We start from the raw sequence: 13045 nt of genomic DNA on the forward strand, positions 1-13045 counted from the left end.
CGGGGCGGGACCGCCGTACCGCTCACCGCCCCTGCTCCACATACTCCTTGAACTGTTCGAGATCGCTGCGGACGAGCCGTTCGATCGCGTTGGCCTGGGCGAACCCCTTCGGCCCGCCGAAGGTCTCCCGGACCGTGCCGGGGTCGTACTTCAGCCGCGCCTGGACCCGGGTGTGGCTGTCGTCGATCGGCTGGAGCGAGAAGGAACCCGCCAGCTCGGGGGCGCCTGTCGTACGCCACTCCAGCACGCGTTCCCCCGCCCGGTCGGAGACCTCGGCCTCGACCTCCCTGGCCCGGCCACCGGCCTCGACATCCAGATGAGCCCGGCCCCCGGCCTCCGTACGGGCCTCGCGCACGCCTGCCAGGAAGCGCGGATAGTTCTCCACCCGGTGGAGGCTGTCCCAGGCCCGGTCGATCGGAACTCCTACATCCACGTGTTCTTCGAGGGTGCTCATGGCCCACCTCCACATCCGGCTCATGAAGTATGACCTTCAGTTTCCAGTGTGCGCCCGATGGCCATGAGCACCCAGGTCAGCCGACGTACGCCGCGAGATGCTCCCCGGTGAGGGTGGAACGGGCGGCGACGAGGTCGGCCGGTGTGCCCTCGAAGACGATCCGGCCGCCGTCGTGACCGGCGCCGGGGCCCAGGTCGATGATCCAGTCGGCGTGCGCCATGACCGCCTGGTGGTGCTCGACGACGATCACCGACTTGCCGGCGTCGACGAGCCGGTCGAGCAGGCCGAGCAACTGCTCCACATCGGCCAGATGAAGCCCCGCGGTCGGCTCGTCGAGGACGTAGACGCCGCCCTTCTCGGCCATGTGGACGGCCAGCTTCAGCCGCTGCCGCTCGCCGCCGGACAGCGTGGTGAGCGGCTGGCCGAGGGTGAGGTAGCCGAGTCCGACGTCGGCGAGCCGGTCGAGGATGCGGTGCGCGGCGGGCGTGGCGGCCTCGCCGGTGCGGAAGAACTCCTCGGCCTCGGCCACCGACATCGCGAGCACCTCGCTGATGTCGCGCCCGCCGAGGTGGTACTCCAGCACAGAGGCCTGGAACCGCTTCCCCTCACAGTCCTCGCAGGGCGTGTCGACGCCGGCCATCATGCCCAGGTCGACATAGACGACGCCGGCGCCGTTGCAGGTGGGGCAGGCGCCCTCGGAGTTGGCGCTGAACAGCGCCGGCTTCACGCCGTTGGCCTTGGCGAACGCCTTGCGGATCGGGTCCAGCAGCCCGGTGTACGTCGCCGGATTGCTGCGCCGGGAGCCGCGGATCGGCGCCTGGTCGACGGACACCACACCGGCGCCGGCCGGGATGGACCCGTGCACCAGCGAGCTCTTGCCGGAGCCCGCCACGCCGGTGACCACGCAGAGCACCCCGAGCGGGATGTCGACGTCCACGCCCCGCAGGTTGTGCGTCTTCGCGCCGCGGATCTCCAGCGTCCCGGTGGGCTTGCGCACCGTCTCCTTGAGGGTGGCCCGGTCGTCGAGGTGGCGGCCGGTGACGGTGTCGGAGGCCCGCAGCCCCTCGACGGTCCCCTCGAAGCAGACGGTACCGCCCGCCGTACCGGCGCCGGGGCCGAGGTCGACGACGTGGTCGGCGATCGCGATGACCTCCGGCTTGTGCTCCACGACGAGCACCGTGTTGCCCTTGTCCCGCAGCCGCAGCAGCAGGTCGTTCATCCGCTGGATGTCATGCGGGTGCAGGCCGATGGTCGGCTCGTCGAAGACGTACGTCACGTCGGTGAGCGAGGAGCCGAGGTGGCGGATCATCTTGACGCGCTGCGCCTCGCCGCCCGACAGGGTGCCCGCCGGCCGGTCGAGCGCCAGGTAGCCCAGCCCGATCTCCACGAACGACTCCAGGGTCTGCTGCAGCGCGGTGAGCAGCGGAGTCACGGACGGCTCGGCCAGGCCGCGGACCCATTCGGCCAGGTCGCGGATCTCCATGGCGCACGCGTCGGCGATGCTGATCCCCTTGATCTTCGACGACCGGGCCCCCTCGCTGAGCCGGGTGCCGTCGCACTCGGGGCAGGTGGTGAAGGTGACCGCCCGCTCCACGAACGCCCGGATGTGCGGCTGCATCGCCTCCTTGTCCTTGGACAGGAACGACTTCTGGATCTTCGGGATCAGGCCCTCGTAGGTGAGGTTGACGCCGCTGACCTTGACCTTGACCGGCTCCCCGTAGAGGAAGGCGTGCATCTCCTTCTTGGTGTACTCGCGGATCGGCTTGTCCGGGTCGACGAAGCCGGACTGGGCGTAGACCTGCACGGTCCACTGGCTGTCGGACTTCCAGCCCGGGATGGTGAACGCGCCCTCGGAGAGCGACTTGGAGTCGTCGTAGAGCTGGGTGAGGTCGATGTCGGAGACCGTGCCCCGGCCCTCGCAGCGGTTGCACATACCGCCGGTGCGCTCGAAGGTCGCCTTCTGCGCCTTGGTCTTGGCGCCCCGCTCGACGGTGATCGCGCCGCTCGCCCGCACGGAGGCGGTGTTGAAGGAGTACGCGCTGGGCGGCCCGATGTGCGGCCGGCCGAGCCGGCTGAAGAGGATGCGCAGCATCGCGTTGGCGTCGGTGGCGGTGCCCACCGTGGAGCGCGGGTCGCCGCCCATCCGCTGCTGGTCGACGCTGATCGCGGTCGTCAGCCCGTCGAGTACGTCGACCTCGGGCCGCGCGGTGTTCGGCATGAAGCCCTGCAGGAAGGCGCTGTAGGTCTCGTTGATGAGCCGCTGCGACTCCGCGGCGATCGTGTCGAACACCAGCGAGCTCTTGCCCGACCCCGACACACCGGTGAACACCGTCAGCCGCCGCTTCGGGATCTCGATGCTGACGTCCTTGAGGTTGTTCTCGCGCGCGCCGTGCACACGGATCAGATCGTGGCTGTCGGCGGCGTGCCGCGCAGGCGACCGAGTGTCCGTCCCCGTGGCCATGCTCATCTTCTCCCCATCTCTTGAAACTCTGGGCGGCACCGCCTACGCGGGGTTTTCCGCACCGTCCCTCGCCCCTCGCACCTCGCCCCTCGGACCTCGCATCTCGGACCTCGCGCCTCGCGCCGGGCGTGAGCGGGAGCGGGCGCGGGGAGATGCGGAACCAGCGGAACGGCGGAACCAGCAGTAGGGCGGAAACAGCAGTAGGGCGGAAACAGCGGTACGGCGGGGCCAGCGTACGCGGGCCGAAGCCGGTGCGCGGGAGGAATGTGTGCCCCCGCTTGCGCGGATGCCGGTCCCACGGTCATGGCCGCGAGCGCCGTACGGCTCAGCGCAGCTCCTGGATACGGACCATGTTGCCCGCGGGATCGCGGAAGGCGCAGTCCCGGATGCCGTACGGCTGCTCGGTCGGCTCCTGCACCACCTCGGCGTCGCCGGCCTGCACCTTCTCGAAGACGTCGTCGAGGTTCGGGGTGGCGAGCAGGATCCAGCCGTAGGTGCCCTTGGCCATCATCTCGGTGATGGTGCGGCGCTCGTCCTTGGTGATCCCGGGGTCCGCGGCCGGCGGCGCCAGCAGGATGGAGGTGTCGGGCCGGCCGACGGGGCCGACTGTGATCCAGCGCATCTTGCCCTGCCCGACGTCGTTGCGGACCTCGAAGCCGAGGATGTCGCGATAGAAGTGCAGAGCGGCGTCCGGGTCGTCGTGCGGGAGGGAGCTCGTGTGAATGGTGATGTCCATGGCCCTCACGCTAGAGGCGGCCCGGCGCGGGCGCTTCTCGATTCCTGATCGGTCTGGTCACCTGTTTCGACACGCATGACGGCATCCCCTCCGTCGCGCTCGCCGCCTGCTGCCGGTACACGCTGGGCGGCATACCGACCAGTTCGGTGAAGCGCGTGCTGAAGGTACCCAGCGACGAGCAGCCAACCTCGAAGCAGACCTCGGTGACGCTGAGATCACCGCGCCGCAGCAGCGCCATGGCCCGCTCGATGCGCCGCGTCATCAGATACGAGTACGGCGACTCGCCGTAGGCGGCCCGGAACTGCCGGCTGAGATGCCCCGCCGACATGTTCACCCCCCGAGCGAGCGCCTCCACGTCCAGCGGCTGCGCGTACTCCCGGTCGATCCGGTCACGGACGCGACGCAGCCGCGCGAGGTCACGCAGATGCTGGGCCGAGGCGGGAGTGCTGGTCACACGCAAAAGCGTGCCACAGAGGACTGCGGGGGAGGGGTGAGCCGGATGCTTGTTTCTATAGAAGTTCTAGAGGTACGGTTCTCGTCGACAGCTTCTTCCAGAGAAGTTCTGTAGACGAGAGAGGGTTCGCCATGGCCGACGCAGAGTTTCCCCACAGCGCGAAGATCCCGCTCGCCGCCGAGTCGGCTCTCCCGCCGCGGCCGACACTGCCGGCCGCGCCCGTGGCGCTGCAGGCCGCCCGACCGTCCGCCGGGTTCACCGCGCTGCGCGCCCACAGGCCCAGCCGCGGCGACATCCGGACGGCGGCCCTGACCCTGCTGGCCGAGGACGACCAGCTGAACGGCAACCAGGTCGTCCAGCGCATCGCCGAACGCAGCCAGGGCGCCTGGCGGCCCAGCCCGGGTGCGGTCTACCCCGCCCTGAACCAGCTGGAGAAGGACGCCCTGATCGAGCAGATCGAGGGCGGTGGCCGTCGGAGTTACCGGCTCACCGAGGCGGGCCGCGCCCACGTCTGCGAGAACCGCGAGAAGTGGGACGCCATGTGGCAGAACGTGGCCTCCGCCGCGGACGCGCGGACCCAGGAGGTCGACACCCTCTGCGAGCACGTCCTGACCGCCGTACGGCATGCGCTGTACGACGCCGACGACGAACGGTACGCCGAGGTCCGTGGGGTCCTCCTCGGCGCCCGCCGCTCGCTCTACCGCCTGCTCGCCGAGCAGGACGACGCTCCGGCCGACGAGTAGGGCGGCTCTGGCCCCGGGCCCGGGATCAGGGCGTCCAAGGAACGGTCCAGGGCCGCCAGCAGGTGTTCGTGCTCCTGCGGGGTGTACAGCATGCGCAGGGCCAGGCCGTCGGACAGGGCGATCACGGCGTCCGCGACGGCCGTCGCGTGGGTCGTGTGCCCGGCCGACTCCAGCCAGCCGGCCAACGCCTGACGGATGTCCTGGTCGACCTGTCGCCGGATCGCGGCAAGGCCGGGGTGGTGTGCCGCGCGGACGGCGAAGGCGAGTTGCGCGGTGGCCTCGGCACGTCGCTCGGCGTCCACGGGGAGCGTGGTGAGGATCAGCTCGCGCAGCGCCTGGCGCAGCGGCAGCGCGCTGTCCACACCGGCCATCCGGCGCTCGACGCGCTCGCCGGCCAGCTCCGCGGCGAAGGTGAGCATCTCGTCCTTGGTGCTGAAGTACTTCTGCACGGCACCGGGGGAGCGGCCGGTGGCGGCGGCCACGGTACGCACGCTGACCTCGTCGAGACCACGCTCGGCGACCAGCTGGAGCAGGGCCGCACCGATCTGTCGGCGCTGTTCGTCCCTGTCGACCGTCTTGGGCATCGGGGCATGCTCCCATCTTTGAGATACAGTCGTATTCTAAAGGCCGTCGGGCCAGGGCTGACCGGTGCCGTCCGGCGCCGAGAGGGGGTAACGGGAACAGTGGTGAACGACCGACGCGAGGCTGCCGTGCCTGCTTTCCGGGTCTCGGACCGGGACCGCGACAAAACGCTCGGCGTTCTGGCCGCGGCGCTGGCCGAAGGACGACTCGATCCCCACGAGCACGCGACCCGTTCGGGCCGCGCCCTGCAAGCACGTACGGCCGACGAACTGGCCGCCCTGACAGCCGACTTGCCCACCCCGGCGCCGACCCGAGCCGAACAGGACCGCAAGGACCTCAGGGAGTGGCTGGCCGAATGGCGTTACTGGCTCGGCGGCGCGGTGATCATGTCGGGCATCTGGGGCGCCCGTTGCGCACAGCAGGGAGAGCTGACGTACTACTGGCCGCTGGCGCCGCTGGGGGTGTGGGCGGCGATACTCGTCGCTGTCGCGATCTGGCCGCGCGAAGAGGGCTGACGAGCCCGGCCACCACGCGCCGCCGCCTGTTCCTCAAGTTGCCAACCTCCGAGGAACGCCGACGATGGAAACTGTCGGCATGCAGGGATACGGCCTCAGGCGCGCGACGCACACCTGATCGCCTGGTTTGCACTGCCTTCGGAAGCCCGGCATTACGCCTCTCACTTCGCAGCGGTGAAGCAGATGGTCCCCGCGATTCCACGGGCCTATGTGGCCAACTTCGACTCGGACACCATCTCGGTGATCGACACCCTCGCCAAGACTGTGATCGCCACCATCCCCGTCGGCGACCTCCCCTCCGGGGTGGCCGTGGACCCGACCCGCGGGCGGGCCTACGTGGCCAACCAGGGCTCCGACACCGTGTCGGTGATCGACACCGGCACCAACGCCGTGACCGCCACGATCCCCATCGGCGCCGGCAACGTCCCCTCCGGGGTGGCCGTGGACCCGACCCGCGCCCGGGCCTACGTGACCAATCAACACTCGGACACCGTGTCGGTGATCGACACCGGCACCAACGCCGTGACCGCCACGATCTCCGTCGGCGCCGGCAACATGCCTTTCGGGGTGGCCGTGGACTCCACCAAGGCCCGCGCCTACGTGGCCAACCACGACACGGTCGGCACCGTGTCCGTGATCGACACCAACACCAACGCCGTCACGGCCACCATCGCCCTGACCGACGACGCGATCGGGGTCGATGCGGACCCGATCCGCGCCTGTCTCTACGCCACCAACCTCAGCGCCAACCTGGTGTCGGTGATCGACCTCAGCACCAACACGGTGCTCACCACCGTCCCCGTCGCCGCACCCTTTGGAGTGGCGGTGGACCCGTTCCGGGCCCGGGCCTACGTGGCCGGCATCACCTCCGGCAGCGTGTCGGTGATCGACACCGACACCAACGCCGTGACCACCACCATCCCCGTCGGCTCCTTCCCGTTCGAGGTGGCCGTGGACCTGACCTGGGACCGCGTCTACGTGACCAACGGCGCCGACAGCACCGTGTCGGTGATCGACACCGGCACCAACGCCGTGACCGCTACCATCCCCGGCCTCGGCGCCTTCCCGGGCGCGGTGTCAGTCGGGTGATGAGGTAGGGGCGCGAAAACAACTCCGTGGTGAACCAATGGCCAACGCCGTACGCTCCCCCTGATCAACCAAAGACTTCGTGGGGGGACATCCGTGCGCACGACCATGCGCTCATCCATGTGCACATCCATGCGCTCATCCATGCGCCTTGCCCTGCTCGGCACCAGCCTCGCGCTGGTCGCCACCGCCACCGGGGCCACCGCCGCCCAGGCGGAAGACGGCGGCTCGGGCAACATCACGATCGACAAGGTCGTCGTCAACGGCGGCAAGCCGGTCGTGGTCGGTACCACCAACGTGGTGTCCGCCAAGGTCTCCGTGACCGCCTCGGACGATTCGGGCATCGCTAAGACCACGTACATCAGCGCCGACGGTCCGAACCCGAACTTCGCGCAGATCTGGTACGACGACGGCGAGATCACCTGCGTCGAGGTGAGCGCCACCACGTCGACCTGCACGGGCACGCTGACGTTCGACCCACAGGCGTCGACCGGCTTCGTCGACAACAACGCGGCGGCCACCTGGAACCTCGCCACCCTGGTCTCCGCCCATGACTACGACTACATCCACCGTGACGCGGCCACCACGTTCAAGGTGCAGCGCTACTCGAAGCTGACGGTCAACGCCTCGCCGGAGCCGGTGAAGAAGGGCAAGACCATCACGGTCACCGGCAAGCTCTCCCGGGCCAACTGGGAGGACAACCAGTACCACGGCTACACCAACCAGCCGGTGAAGCTGCAGTTCCGTAAGAAGGGCAGCAGCACCTACACCACGGTGAAGACGATCAAGTCCAACTCGACGGGCGACCTGAAGACAACGGTCACGGCCTCCGTGGACGGCTACTTCCGCTACAGCTTCGCGGGCACGTCCACGACTCCGGCGGTGAACGCGACCGGCGACTTCGTGGACGTCCAGTAGCGGCGTACTGGGAGCGGTTCCGAGACCTGATACGGGATGTCCGGTAGGTGGACCGTCCTCACCGGGACGGCACCCCCTACCGGTGCCCCCGGGTCTCCAGTGACCGCCTGGCGGGCAATGACGCGGCCCCCACGGTGCAAGGTCCAACCCGATCGCACCGTTGTTCCGTCTTGTCCGCGCCCAAGATCAGCTCGAACGGGGAGCGGGACTTTCGGACGCTTCGTTCGCGGCCCGGCGGTACTCGGCGTTGATGCGCTGAGCCTCCTCAAGCTGCTCCTCAAGGATGATGATGCGGCATGCAGCCTCGATCGGGGTTCCCCTGTCGACGAGCTCGCGGGCGCGAGCGGCGATCCGCAGTTGGTAGCGGGAGTACCGGCGATGTCCGCCCTCCGAGCGCAGCGGAGTAATCAGCCGAGCCTCACCGATGGCTCGGAGGAAGCCGGGGGTGGTGCCGAGCATTTCGGCGGCCCGGCCCATGGTGTACGCGGGGTAGTCGTCGTCGTCCAGACGATCGCTGAGTGGGGTATCTGCTGCCATGTCACCTCGTTGTGCAACGCGTCGAGGGGCCCTGGTGCCGTACGGCACCAGGGCCCCGAAGGAAATGAAACACCATCTGTCGGCCCTAATGCTCTGCCGACCTTCTGTTTCCGCTACCCGGCCCGGCAAGGGGAGGGGTGCGGGGATCGCGGCTGCGTGACCGGGGACCACCATCCATTCCGGGGTCTTGCGGTACCCGGACCGAGGTCTTCCCGGGCCGGGCGATCCTGATGGCGTCTGCTCCTCCGTCCTTTCTCTGAACCGACCACTTGGTGAAACGAGTACTGCGGTACTGCTCGGTGATGCTGTTGGCAGCCCCTCGATATGCGGGCCGCCCAGTGCGGCTCTCAGTCCCGTCACCGTTCTGGGAACACCTTGGCTTCGGAGCTCCAGAGCCGCACTGACCTGCGAACTTACGTACTGCTTCCCGCCAGTTCGTGTCTGCCGGGTCTCGCTTGACCGTGTCAACGAGAAAAAGGTTAACCGTGCCAGGAGCCAATGTCTACTCCGGCAAGAGTAGATTTTAGAGCTCAGGAGCCACAGGTCTCCTGTGACCTGCGATAACGGGTGGAACAAGTCGTCGTGGGCGGCGAGAACGTGGTCCCGTCCCTCAGAGCTTGGTCGGGCAGTCGCCTCTTGCCGTCCTGGCAGCCGTCCCATGCTCAGGGGCAGTGGAGAGCGATACGGCGGGCGGCCATACGACGGGCGGCCATACGACGGGCGGCCATACGACGGTGAGGGCCCTGCCGACGCGCGTCGGCAGGGCCCTCACCGGGTCTCTGATGGCGGTTGCCCGCCTGTGCTCACACCTCCGGGGAGGTGGTGCCCCCGAGCAGCGCCGAAGCGGTCTGGAGCGGAGTGGGGACACCCACCGGCGCGGTCCCGGGGTGCTCGTGGCAGGTGAAGCCGAGGCGGGTCATGGCCCGGACGACCTCGCCGCTGGTGAAGTCGCGGCGGTCCTGACGTGTGATGACCTGGCCTACTTGCTTGACCGGGTAGCGGCGGCGGCCGATGGTCACGGACTCACCCGTGACGAGCTCGGCCCTGACGCCCTTCATCGAGGCCAGCACCCCGCTCTTGGTCAGCTCGAACGGGTACCGGGCGATGACACAGCGCATGATGCCTCACAGAGAGGAAGGAGAACGGGCTGACCGGGCGAGGTGGATCAGCGGGCGAGGGTGAGGACGCCCGGGGGCCGGCCATGCTCCCCGACGGCGTCGGGCCGAGCACCGGGCGCGGTGAACGGTGCGTCGAGGATGTCCCGTAGCCGGATCCGGTCCGTGTAGGTGGGGTTGCCCCGCAGAACGGCGAGCCGGGCCAGGGTGATCAGGCCCGTGCTCTGGTCGTCCCCGTCGCACAGGACGAGGTGATCGACACGGGCACCGGCCATGAGGGACAGCGCCACCTCCACCGTCATGTCGTCACAGACCCGAGGTCCGGACCTGTCCCTGCCGTCGACCACGGCCTTGGGGGAGCGATCCGCTACCTGGTGCTGCGGCTGAGCCGTCGTCATAGGTGCCTCCTGCCGGAAGTGGTGGGCTGGTGATCACGGCGGCTCTAGGCGGCCGAGCCGAAGCTGGTCCGCCGCTGTGCCCTGCGCGCCGCTTCACCGACGGGCCGGCCCTGTCCGGCGTGGCCCCGGCGGCCTCGACGGCTCCGGGACGGGGAAGACGCGCCGCGGGGACGTTCCACGTCCGGCGCGGTGATGACGACCGGGACACCGGAAGGGGTCTGGGCACCTGTGATGCGGCTCAGCTCCGCCTCGCCCGACCGCACCTGGGCGATCCGGGGAGTGATGCCCGCCGAAGCCATCAGCCGGCTCATGCCGCGACGCTGATCAGGGGTCACCAGGGTGACGACGCTGCCGGACTCGCCGGCGCGGGCCGTACGACCGCCGCGGTGCAGGTAGTCCTTGTGGTCACTGGGCGGATCCACATTGACGACCAGGTCGAGGTTGTCGACGTGGATCCCGCGCGCGGCGACGTTGGTCGCCACCAGGACCGTCACATGCCCGCTCTTGAACTGGGAAAGGGTCCGCGTGCGCTGCGGCTGGGACTTGCCACCGTGCAGGGACGCGGCGCGGACACCGTTGCTCAGCAGGTGCTTGGCCAGCCGGTCCACCGCGTGCTTGGTGTCGAGGAACATGATCACTCGACCGTCTCGCGCCGCGATCTCGGTGGTCGTCCGATGCTTGTCCGCGTCGTGCACATGGAGTACGTGGTGCTCCATCGTGGTGACCGCGCCTGCGGACGGGTCGACGGAGTGGACCACCGGGTCCGTGAGGTAGCGGCGGACCAGCGCGTCGACGTTGCGGTCCAGGGTGGCCGAGAAGAGCATCCGCTGCCCGTCGGGACGCACCTGGTCGAGCAGGGCGGTGACCTGGGGCATGAAGCCCATGTCGGCCATTTGGTCGGCCTCGTCGAGGACCGTGATGCCGACATCGTCCAGCCGGCAGTCGCCACGGTCGATGAGGTCCTTGAGCCGCCCGGGCGTCGCGACGACCACCTCGGCCCCGGCACGTAGCGCACCGGCCTGCCTGCCGATGGACATTCCACCGACGACGGTGGTCAGCCGCAGGTTCACGGAGCGGGCGTACGGAGTGAGCGCGTCGGTGACCTGCTGGGCGAGCTCGCGGGTGGGGACGAGGACGAGGGCGAGCGGCTGCCGCGGCTCGGCACGCCGCCCGGCTGTACGGGCCAGTACGGCGAGGCCGAAGGCGAGGGTCTTGCCCGAGCCGGTGCGGCCACGGCCGAGTACGTCACGACCGGCCAGGGAGTTCGGCAGGGTCGTTGCCTGGATGGGGAACGGTGCGGTCACGCCCTCGCGGCCGAGCGTGACCAACAGCCGTGCAGGCATGGTGAGATCGGCGAACGACCCGACGGCGGGCAGCCCGGGCGTGATCGTCTTCGGCGGCGCGAACTCGCCCTGTACGGCCCGTCCGGCCTGTCGATCTCCCTGGCCCTTGGAACGGCGGGGACCACTGGAGCGGTTGCCGCCGGTGCCTCCTCCGAAGCGGTCATATGTGCGAGATGTGTGGGTACGCTGCATGCGGAACCTTCCTTGATGGGGCACGTAGCAAGGAATTCCCGCAGCAGATGAGCGGCGCAGAGAATTTCGAGACGAGCCAATGTCGATGTGGGGTGAGTCGGAGCGACGGGGAATGTTTCACCGGTCGATGCTGTGGTGGAGCCGTCCCGTCGCGCACCCTGAAAAAGCAGCGAGCTGGGGCCCGCACCCCAGAGGTGCGGGCCCCAGCTGCGAAATATGCGTCAGCCTCGGTGTCAGGCGGGAACGATGTTCTCGGCCGTCGGGCCCTTCTGGCCCTGCGCGATGTCGAACGACACCTTCTGGCCTTCCAGCAGCTCGCGGAAGCCCTGGGCGGCGATGTTCGAGTAGTGGGCGAAGACGTCGGCGCCGCCGCCGTCCTGCTCGATGAAGCCGAAACCCTTTTCCGCGTTGAACCACTTCACGGTGCCAGTAGCCATGTTATTTCTCCTTCGGAGGCGGTGTCAGGAATTCACTCTGTGCGAATTCCGTGTCGCCGTGATGATTACCCCGTCGGAAATGAACCTTCTGGCAACCACACCTGCAACTGAGATCGACAGTAGCACGGTGCGACCGGCCCTGCGCGGTCCATAATTTCGAGTCGGCTGACGGCCGAGGAATACTCGCCGTGCCCGGTGCTTGTTTCTCATGTCGCGGACACAGATATTGCTCTCCGTCGGCGCGGCCTTTCTGCCGTGCACTTCCGCCCACAGCCCCATGACCTCCGCCGACGGGAGATGTGCCGCTGCCACCGTCGTCAGCGGACGGCACAGCTCAGGACGCGCCGAAACTCCACTACCGCGATGAAGGTCACATCCCCCGCGAAGAGCGCGTCGGCCGGTGGTGTGGTCGGCAGACAGCCGGACGGGACCGCCCGCACCCGCGCAGCAGTCGGCCACAACAGTTTGATCACCGGACTGCCAGGTGGCGCGGGAACTCCACCGGTTTGCTGAGGAACCGGTGGCTGAGCGGTGGGCTGTGCCGGCCCCCGTACTGCTGGAGCCTTGGCTGGAGGCGGTGCCTGGGCCGGGGTCGGGCGTACTCTTCGTGGTGTCTACGGCGTCACATAGCGGGCGCCGAACCACTGGAGGCAATACCTCGTGCTGATTGCTCAGCGTCCGTCCCTGACCGAAGAGGTTGTTGACGAGTTCCGTTCCCGGTTCGTGATCGAGCCGCTGGAGCCGGGCTTCGGTTACACCCTCGGCAACTCCCTGCGTCGTACGCTCCTCTCCTCGATCCCGGGTGCGGCGGTCACGTCCATTCGCGTCGACGGCATCCTGCATGAGTTCACCACCGTGCCGGGCGTCAAGGAGGACGTCACCGACCTGATCCTCAACATCAAGCAGCTGGTCGTGTCGTCCGAGCACGACGAGCCGGTTGTGATGTACCTGCGCAAGCAGGGCCCGGGTCTGGTCACCGCCGCCGACATCGCGCCCCCGGCCGGTGTCGAGGTGCACAACCCCGACCTGGTCCTCGCCACGCTCAACGGCAAGGGCAAGCTGGAGATGGAACTG

15 protein-coding genes are annotated in these 13045 nt (G+C 68.7%); 5 read left to right on the plus strand and 10 right to left on the minus strand.

All coding sequences use genetic code 11. The features are described from left to right. Positions 1-22: 22 nt before the first annotated feature. From AQI70_RS24750 to AQI70_RS24765, 4 genes are all read right to left on the minus strand, one after another. On the minus strand, positions 23-454 hold the full coding sequence (locus AQI70_RS24750; RefSeq protein ID WP_062153712.1) for an SRPBCC family protein: 432 nt from the start codon (positions 452-454) through the stop codon (positions 23-25). 76 nt (positions 455-530) lie between these two features. Further along, positions 531-2921, minus strand: coding sequence for an ATP-binding cassette domain-containing protein (locus tag AQI70_RS24755; RefSeq protein WP_062153715.1), 2391 nt, complete (start codon positions 2919-2921; stop codon positions 531-533). Positions 2922-3240: 319 nt separating this feature from the next. Further along, positions 3241-3651 (minus strand): VOC family protein, encoded by a 411-nt coding sequence (locus AQI70_RS24760; RefSeq protein ID WP_062154133.1) that lies wholly within the window; start codon positions 3649-3651, stop codon positions 3241-3243. 10 nt (positions 3652-3661) lie between these two features. Then, positions 3662-4105: a helix-turn-helix transcriptional regulator gene (locus tag AQI70_RS24765; protein WP_062153717.1), complete on the minus strand. Its 444-nt coding sequence runs from the start codon at positions 4103-4105 to the stop codon at positions 3662-3664. Between the two features lie 131 nt (positions 4106-4236). Between AQI70_RS24765 and AQI70_RS24770 the strand changes: the two genes are divergently transcribed. Next, positions 4237-4848: a PadR family transcriptional regulator gene (locus AQI70_RS24770; protein WP_062153719.1), complete on the plus strand. Its 612-nt coding sequence runs from the start codon at positions 4237-4239 to the stop codon at positions 4846-4848. Here AQI70_RS24770 and AQI70_RS24775 read toward each other — a convergent pair. After that, complete coding sequence (locus tag AQI70_RS24775; protein WP_062153721.1) at positions 4803-5432, minus strand: TetR/AcrR family transcriptional regulator; 630 nt, start codon at positions 5430-5432, stop codon at positions 4803-4805. The two genes, AQI70_RS24770 and AQI70_RS24775, sit on opposite strands and share 46 nt — an antisense overlap. Before the next feature lie 102 nt (positions 5433-5534). Between AQI70_RS24775 and AQI70_RS24780 the strand changes: the two genes are divergently transcribed. The 3 genes from AQI70_RS24780 (at position 5535) to AQI70_RS24790 (ending at position 7949) form a co-directional block, all read left to right on the plus strand. Next, the gene (locus tag AQI70_RS24780; RefSeq protein WP_062153723.1) at positions 5535-5945 is read left to right on the plus strand and encodes a DUF1707 SHOCT-like domain-containing protein; all 411 of its coding nucleotides are present in this window, start codon (positions 5535-5537) and stop codon (positions 5943-5945) included. A 183-nt stretch (positions 5946-6128) separates the two neighbouring features. Further along, positions 6129-7034, plus strand: a complete 906-nt coding sequence (locus AQI70_RS24785) for a YncE family protein (RefSeq protein WP_244181844.1) — start codon at positions 6129-6131, stop codon at positions 7032-7034. Positions 7035-7163: 129 nt separating this feature from the next. Beyond that, a complete protein-coding gene (locus tag AQI70_RS24790; protein WP_062153728.1) occupies positions 7164-7949 on the plus strand; it encodes a single stranded DNA-binding domain-containing protein in 786 nt (261 codons plus the stop codon). Between the two features lie 186 nt (positions 7950-8135). Here the strand turns inward: AQI70_RS24790 and AQI70_RS24795 are convergent, their stop codons facing one another. From AQI70_RS24795 to AQI70_RS24815, 5 genes are all read right to left on the minus strand, one after another. Next, positions 8136-8486: a MerR family transcriptional regulator gene (locus tag AQI70_RS24795; RefSeq protein WP_062153730.1), complete on the minus strand. Its 351-nt coding sequence runs from the start codon at positions 8484-8486 to the stop codon at positions 8136-8138. Positions 8487-9289: 803 nt separating this feature from the next. Continuing rightward, complete coding sequence (locus tag AQI70_RS24800; protein ID WP_062153732.1) at positions 9290-9604, minus strand: SCO5918 family protein; 315 nt, start codon at positions 9602-9604, stop codon at positions 9290-9292. A 47-nt stretch (positions 9605-9651) separates the two neighbouring features. Further along, a complete protein-coding gene (locus AQI70_RS24805; RefSeq protein WP_062153734.1) occupies positions 9652-9999 on the minus strand; it encodes a CBS domain-containing protein in 348 nt (115 codons plus the stop codon). A gap of 44 nt (positions 10000-10043) precedes the next feature. Further along, a complete protein-coding gene (locus AQI70_RS24810; protein WP_062153736.1) occupies positions 10044-11534 on the minus strand; it encodes a DEAD/DEAH box helicase in 1491 nt (496 codons plus the stop codon). A 233-nt stretch (positions 11535-11767) separates the two neighbouring features. Next, a complete protein-coding gene (locus AQI70_RS24815) occupies positions 11768-11971 on the minus strand; it encodes a cold-shock protein (RefSeq protein ID WP_004986771.1) in 204 nt (67 codons plus the stop codon). Between the two features lie 660 nt (positions 11972-12631). On the opposite strand from AQI70_RS24815, the gene AQI70_RS40355 reads away from it, so the two are divergent. Further along, positions 12632-13045, plus strand: a 414-nt coding sequence (locus AQI70_RS40355) for a DNA-directed RNA polymerase subunit alpha (protein WP_482255592.1), incomplete at its 3' end; no start/stop codon positions are given.

This window comes from Streptomyces curacoi (assembly GCF_001513975.1).
GTDB classification, from domain to species: Bacteria; Actinomycetota; Actinomycetes; order Streptomycetales; family Streptomycetaceae; genus Streptomyces; species Streptomyces curacoi.

Excerpts from the sequence above, each read along its gene's own strand:
- AQI70_RS24750 (WP_062153712.1), bottom strand. The coding sequence starts at position 454 with ATGAGCACCCTCGAAGAACACGTGGATGTAGGAGTTCCGATCGACCGG.
- AQI70_RS24755 (WP_062153715.1), bottom strand. The coding sequence starts at position 2,921 with ATGAGCATGGCCACGGGGACGGACACTCGGTCGCCTGCGCGGCACGCC.
- AQI70_RS24760 (WP_062154133.1), bottom strand. The coding sequence starts at position 3,651 with ATGGACATCACCATTCACACGAGCTCCCTCCCGCACGACGACCCGGAC.
- AQI70_RS24770 (WP_062153719.1), top strand. The coding sequence starts at position 4,237 with ATGGCCGACGCAGAGTTTCCCCACAGCGCGAAGATCCCGCTCGCCGCC.
- AQI70_RS24775 (WP_062153721.1), bottom strand. The coding sequence starts at position 5,432 with ATGCCCAAGACGGTCGACAGGGACGAACAGCGCCGACAGATCGGTGCG.
- AQI70_RS24785 (WP_244181844.1), top strand. The coding sequence starts at position 6,129 with ATGGTCCCCGCGATTCCACGGGCCTATGTGGCCAACTTCGACTCGGAC.
- AQI70_RS24790 (WP_062153728.1), top strand. The coding sequence starts at position 7,164 with ATGCGCTCATCCATGCGCCTTGCCCTGCTCGGCACCAGCCTCGCGCTG.
- AQI70_RS24795 (WP_062153730.1), bottom strand. The coding sequence starts at position 8,486 with ATGGCAGCAGATACCCCACTCAGCGATCGTCTGGACGACGACGACTAC.
- AQI70_RS24800 (WP_062153732.1), bottom strand. The coding sequence starts at position 9,604 with ATGCGCTGTGTCATCGCCCGGTACCCGTTCGAGCTGACCAAGAGCGGG.
- AQI70_RS24805 (WP_062153734.1), bottom strand. The coding sequence starts at position 9,999 with ATGACGACGGCTCAGCCGCAGCACCAGGTAGCGGATCGCTCCCCCAAG.
- AQI70_RS24810 (WP_062153736.1), bottom strand. The coding sequence starts at position 11,534 with ATGCAGCGTACCCACACATCTCGCACATATGACCGCTTCGGAGGAGGC.
- AQI70_RS24815 (WP_004986771.1), bottom strand. The coding sequence starts at position 11,971 with ATGGCTACTGGCACCGTGAAGTGGTTCAACGCGGAAAAGGGTTTCGGC.